This is a genomic window from Microbacterium sp. Be9 (assembly GCF_011754135.1).
GTDB classification, from domain to species: Bacteria; Actinomycetota; Actinomycetes; order Actinomycetales; family Microbacteriaceae; genus Microbacterium; species Microbacterium maritypicum_A.
The window spans coordinates 1-5086 of record NZ_WNWT01000011.1; the positions used below are offsets into that span (position 1 = coordinate 1).

The following is a 5086-nucleotide window of genomic DNA, read 5'->3' on the forward strand; positions in this document are numbered from 1 at the left end:
CACGAGCAACGCCGACACCAACGCGGACGCGATACCGACCGCGCCGATGCGCGCACGGCGGCGAGACTTCGAGGGGAGCATTGAGGGCCTTTCTAGAGGTGATGAGGTCGGTGGCTCGGCGGGGGCTGGACGAGGTGTTCCCGTTAAGGCACTGTCACCCAGGGCGCGCCGATCGTCCATGCGACATCGGGGATGTAGTTCTGCGTGTCATCCGCGTTCGGAATGCCCGCCCACCACGAGGCTCCGCCGTAGACGAGGCCGTTCTTGTAGCTGCGCATCACGCGCCAGGAGTCGCCCGAGATGCTGAAGGTGAGTCCCTTCCCGAACGCGGCGTCCTCGGCGCACCACGTCGCCCGGTACGGAACGGTGGGAGCACTCAGGATGACATTGCCCCCGATGTTCATGTACAGGTACTGCCCCGGCGCCGAGAGCGACTCGAAGCTGTAGCACTGCGGGTTCGCGAGGCCTTGGACCACCCGGAACGTCGCGTCCTTCCGTGCATTCGACGTCGATGCCTCGGTGACCATCGGGATCGTGGCCTGCGCGCCGCCCACGGTCGCGGAGAGGGACTTCCCGGTCTCGGCGGTGCGGAGCGAGATGAGGCTGCCCACCGGGGCGATGTCGTACTGCATCTTGGTCGCATTGCGATAGCGCCACTGCTGCTGCGGCGACGCGGCCACGGGCGCAGCGAGCGCCACCGTGCTCGCTGTCGGCGCGGCGAGTGCCTTGCCGGACCCGGCGTTCACGATCGAGACCGCCCCGGAGGGAAGCGTGGTGAACGACCACCGCTGCTTGGCATCGGTCAGATCGCACGAAGCCTGCACGACAGCGCTGCCGGCCGCGTCAGCGCTGCCGAGACACAATGATCGCGTGACGGTGTTGCGCAGCGCGAAGGCTCCAGCACCCGACTCGATCAGCTCCCACTGACGCACCTGCCAGACCTCGGAGCAGCCGACGGCACCGATGACGGCACCAGCGACAGCGCTGCGCTCCTTCGCCGTCAAGCACTTGCCGCCCTGTGCGACGCTCTCGAGCTCCAGCACCTGCGCAGCGGCTAGCGTCGGCGGAGCCCAGGCCTCGCCGATCGTCCATGCGGTGTCGGGGACGAAGTTCTGCGAGTCGTCGGCGATCGGGATCCCGGCGTACCAGGACGCTCCGCCGTAGACGAGGCCGTTCGAGTGGCTGCGCATCACGCGCCACGAGTCCGTCGCCGTCGAGAATGTGATGCCCTGACCGAACGCGGCATCCTCCGCGCACCACGTCGCGCGGTACGGAACCGCAGGCGGCGTCAAGGTGACGAGGCCGCCCATGTTCATGTAGATGTACTGACCAGGGACCGTGATCGACTCGAAGCTGTAGCACTGGGCATCTGCCAGCCCCGCGACGACCCGGAAAGTCGATGCCGCGCGGGTGGCCAGTGGGGAGGTCGCGACGACATCGTTCACCGTCGCCTGCGCCGAAGCAGCGCCAGCGACCAGGGACTTCCCGCCGACAGCGGTCCGCAGCGAGACGTAGCTTCCGATGGTCGCGACGTCGTAGCGCATCTTGGTGACGTTGCGGTACTTCCACCGATCGGCGTTCGCCCCGGTGTCCGCCCGCAGCGAGAGCGTCGTCGCCGACGGTGCGGAGAGGACATTTCCCGACGCGGCGTTGACGATGCTCACGGCGCCGGCGCGCTGCTCCCGGAAGGTCCACTGCTGCTTCTTGTCGGTCGTGGCGCACGCGGCCTGCACGACGCCGGTACCCGCTGCATCGGCCGCGATGCACTTGTCGCGGTTCACATAGTTGCGAAGGGCGAAGACGGTCGGGGTGACCTCCACCAGCTCCCAACGGCGCTGCTGCCAGACCTCGGTGCAGCCCACGCCGACGACGACGTTGCCCACACCGGTGTTCCGGTCCTTGGTCGTCACGCAGGCACCGGCCTGAGCGATGCTCTCGATCTCCAGCACCTGACCGGCGCTGATTCCGGCGAGCTTCCGGCCGTTCTCGATCGTCGCGGTGACCCAGGGCGCGATGACATCGCCGCGGGTCGCCATGACCGATGCGGTGCCTGCGGGGATGCCGGAGCCGTAGCAGCCAGCCTGTGATGCCTGCGACGCGACAGCGACGAGTGTCTTCGTGCCGTTGATGTCGCGGACACCGGAAGCACCGCCGTCACCGAGGCAAAGTGAAGCACCGGAGGCTGCGGTGGTCACCGTGGCCGTGTTGACGGACGTGACCGGGTAGGTGTTCGTCCGAGAGGTGAGCGGGACCCAGACGTTGTTCGTGCGGCCGAAGCCGGTGAAGGCGATGTCTTGGGCTGCGACCGGAGCGGTCGTCGCGACCGGCATCGGGGTGATGTCATCGACAGGTGCCTCCAGCTTCGCCAGCACCACGTCCTGGCCGTTGCCCGCCGGCTCCAGGTGAGTGATCTTCACACCCAGATCTCCGGTGCCGCTCATCGTCTTGTCATTCGCAACATCGGGGCCGAACAGCGCACGCGCCGGGGCCGCCGGAACACCCGCGACAAGCGTTGCCGGGTCGGCCGCGAAACAGCTCGCCGCGGTCAGCACCCACGACCGGTCCACCAACGTGCCCGTGCAGGATCCCAGGCCCGTGCGGATCTTCGTGATCGCCGTCCGCGGGTGGGTGGTGGTGGTCGCAGGGACGTCGGTAGACACCGCGTTCACCTCGATCACCACGACCGTCGACTGCCCCGTCTGATTCTGGTCGACCGTGCGACGTCCGTTGGCCGGCACCGGGATCTCCGTCTCCGGGCCACCCGCGACCGAGTACGTGACATCCATCGGCTGCGCGCCGGCCTTGACCCCGAACGATGCCGCGATCTCCAGATTCAGCACCGCCGGACGGAACACGGCCTCGAAGCACACCTTCGCCTTCTTGCCGGCCTTCTGATACTCCACCTCGACTTGCCCGGTCCCCGCCGCGCACGTGACGACACGCAGACCACCGTTGCCGTCCTTCAGAACGATGCCCGCGGCCGCACCCACCGACGCCCCATCCGGATACGCCCCGGACTCCACGAGATACCCGGCAGCGTCGTCCGCCACCGCAGAACTCACGGGGACCGACACGAGCAACGCCGACACCAACGCCGCCGCCACCCCCACAGCCGTGATGCGGCCCCGACGGGGAGAATTCAACGAAAACATGCAATGCCTTTCAAGGAATGTGAGTGCGCGAGACGGGGCTCAGCTGAACAGCCGGAGCGAGGTCCACCCGTTGCCGACACGGGTCGAGGCGCCGAACCCGGAGATGCCGAGCCCGGGATACAGATACAGACCGCCGTCACCAACCCGGCCGAAGAGGTCGGCCTTGCCATCCGCGCCGTAGTCGACGCCGCCGGTGATGGCCGTGATGTTGTTCCAGCCATTGCCGACCTGCGGACCACCGGTGAGCGTCACGTTGTTGCCAGGGTAGATGCGAAGGTCCCCGGTCGTCGTCGTGGCGAGGATGTCGCCCTTGCCGTCACCGGTCCAGTCGCCGGCGAGGACCCGAGAGATCCCACCCCAGTCATGGCCGATCTTCATCTTGGCGCCGAAGGTTCCGTTCCCGTTGCCGGGGTAGGCGTAGAGGTGGCCGTCGGACTCACGGGCGACGAGGTCGGCCTTCTTGTCTCCATTGAAGTCGATGCCACCCGTGATCAGGCCCTTCGCATCCCATCCGCGGGCAGCCAGCGCCTTCGTCGGGAAGCCCAGCGCACCATCACCCTGGTAGTACCAGAGCGTGCCGTCGGTGTTGACGACCATCATGTCGCCCTTGCCGTCCCCGTTGTAGTCGCCGTGGATGAGGGTCTTGGCCGAAGCCCACCCTGCGCTGACGGAAGTCTGGGTCGTCCATCCACCGCTGCCGTTGCCGTGGTAGATGTAGAGCGCATTAGAAGAGGTGATGCCGATCACGTCGGCCTTGCCATCGCTGTTCAGATCGAACGAGGGCTTGGCCGGTGTGAGCGGCACGCCGTGGTACTCGAAGTGGTTGTGCGTGCAGTCCTCTTCGGTCTGCGCCCAGCCGTTCGGAACCGTGAGCGCCGGGCGGCACGTGACCTGACCGATGCCCGCCGGTGCCGGCAGCGCGGTGAACATGGCGGTCGTCAGAGCCTGGTCCTGCGCCGTGTTGCCGGTCGCGGCGACGCCGTTCACGACGCTGATGTCGACGGCGTGACCGCCACTGTTCTTCGCGTGGTAGCTCGTGGCCGACGGAGTCGCCGTGGTGCAGTACTCGTTGAGGGACGAGATCGTGATCGTGAAGTTCTGATCCACGACGACCTTCTTCAGTGCGGAGAGGATGACGGGGTCGATCGTGCAGTCACGAACCTGTCCGCCGATCAGGTGGCCGCGCTTGAAGCCGTTGGCGTACGCCTGGATCTGGGCGAGCGCCTCGGTTCCGCTCACGCGGCCGGTGGCCACGATCTGCTGCGCAAGGGTCTGATCCGCAGCGGCGACCGGGGTCGTGTCGAGCCCCTTCTGGACCGTGGCGGCCACCCATCCGGCGATGATGTCGCCGCGTGTCGCGATGGTCGAAGCGGTGCCTGCGGGGAGGCCGGAGCCGTAGCAACCGGTCTGCGTCGACTGGGAGGCGACAGCGACGAGCGTGTCGGTTCCATCGACGTTGCGGACGCCGGGGGCGCCGCCGTCGCCGAGGCAGAGGGAAGCACCGGATGCCGAACCAGTCACGGTCGCGGCGTTGACCGCCGTGACCGGGTAGGTGTTCGTGCGAGACGCGAGAGGGACCCACACGTTGTTCGTGCGGCCGAAGCCCGTGAACGCCACGTCTTGGCCCGCGACCGGAGCGGTCGTGGCGACCGGCATCGGAGTGATGTCATCCACCGCCGTCTCTAGCTTCGCCAGCACCGCGTCCTGACCGTTGCCGGCCGGCTCGACGTGGGTGATCTTCACACCCAGATCCCCAGCACCGCTCATCGTCTTGTCGTTCGCGACATCCGGACCGAACAACACCCTCGCCGGAGCCGCCGGAGCACCCGCGACAAGCGTTGCCGGGTCGGCCGCGAAACAACTCGCCGCGGTCAGCACCCACGACCGGTCCACCAACGTGCCCGTGCACGAGCCCAGACCCGTGCGGATCTTCG

The 5086-nt window shown here is 67.6% G+C and carries 2 protein-coding genes; both read right to left on the bottom strand.

Translation table 11 applies throughout. From position 1 onward, the window contains the following. Positions 1–143: 143 nt before the first annotated feature. Complete coding sequence (locus tag GLO27_RS19565) at positions 144–3152, bottom strand: AbfB domain-containing protein (RefSeq protein WP_208324003.1); 3009 nt, start codon at positions 3150–3152, stop codon at positions 144–146. A 39-nt stretch (positions 3153–3191) separates the two neighbouring features. Beyond that, positions 3192–5086, bottom strand: a 1895-nt coding sequence (locus GLO27_RS19570) for an FG-GAP-like repeat-containing protein (RefSeq protein ID WP_167256649.1), incomplete at its 5' end; no start/stop codon positions are given.

What these genes read in the sequence shown, in the direction of transcription:
- GLO27_RS19565 (WP_208324003.1), bottom strand. Translation starts at nt 3,152, where the DNA reads ATGTTTTCGTTGAATTCTCCCCGTCGGGGCCGCATCACGGCTGTGGGG.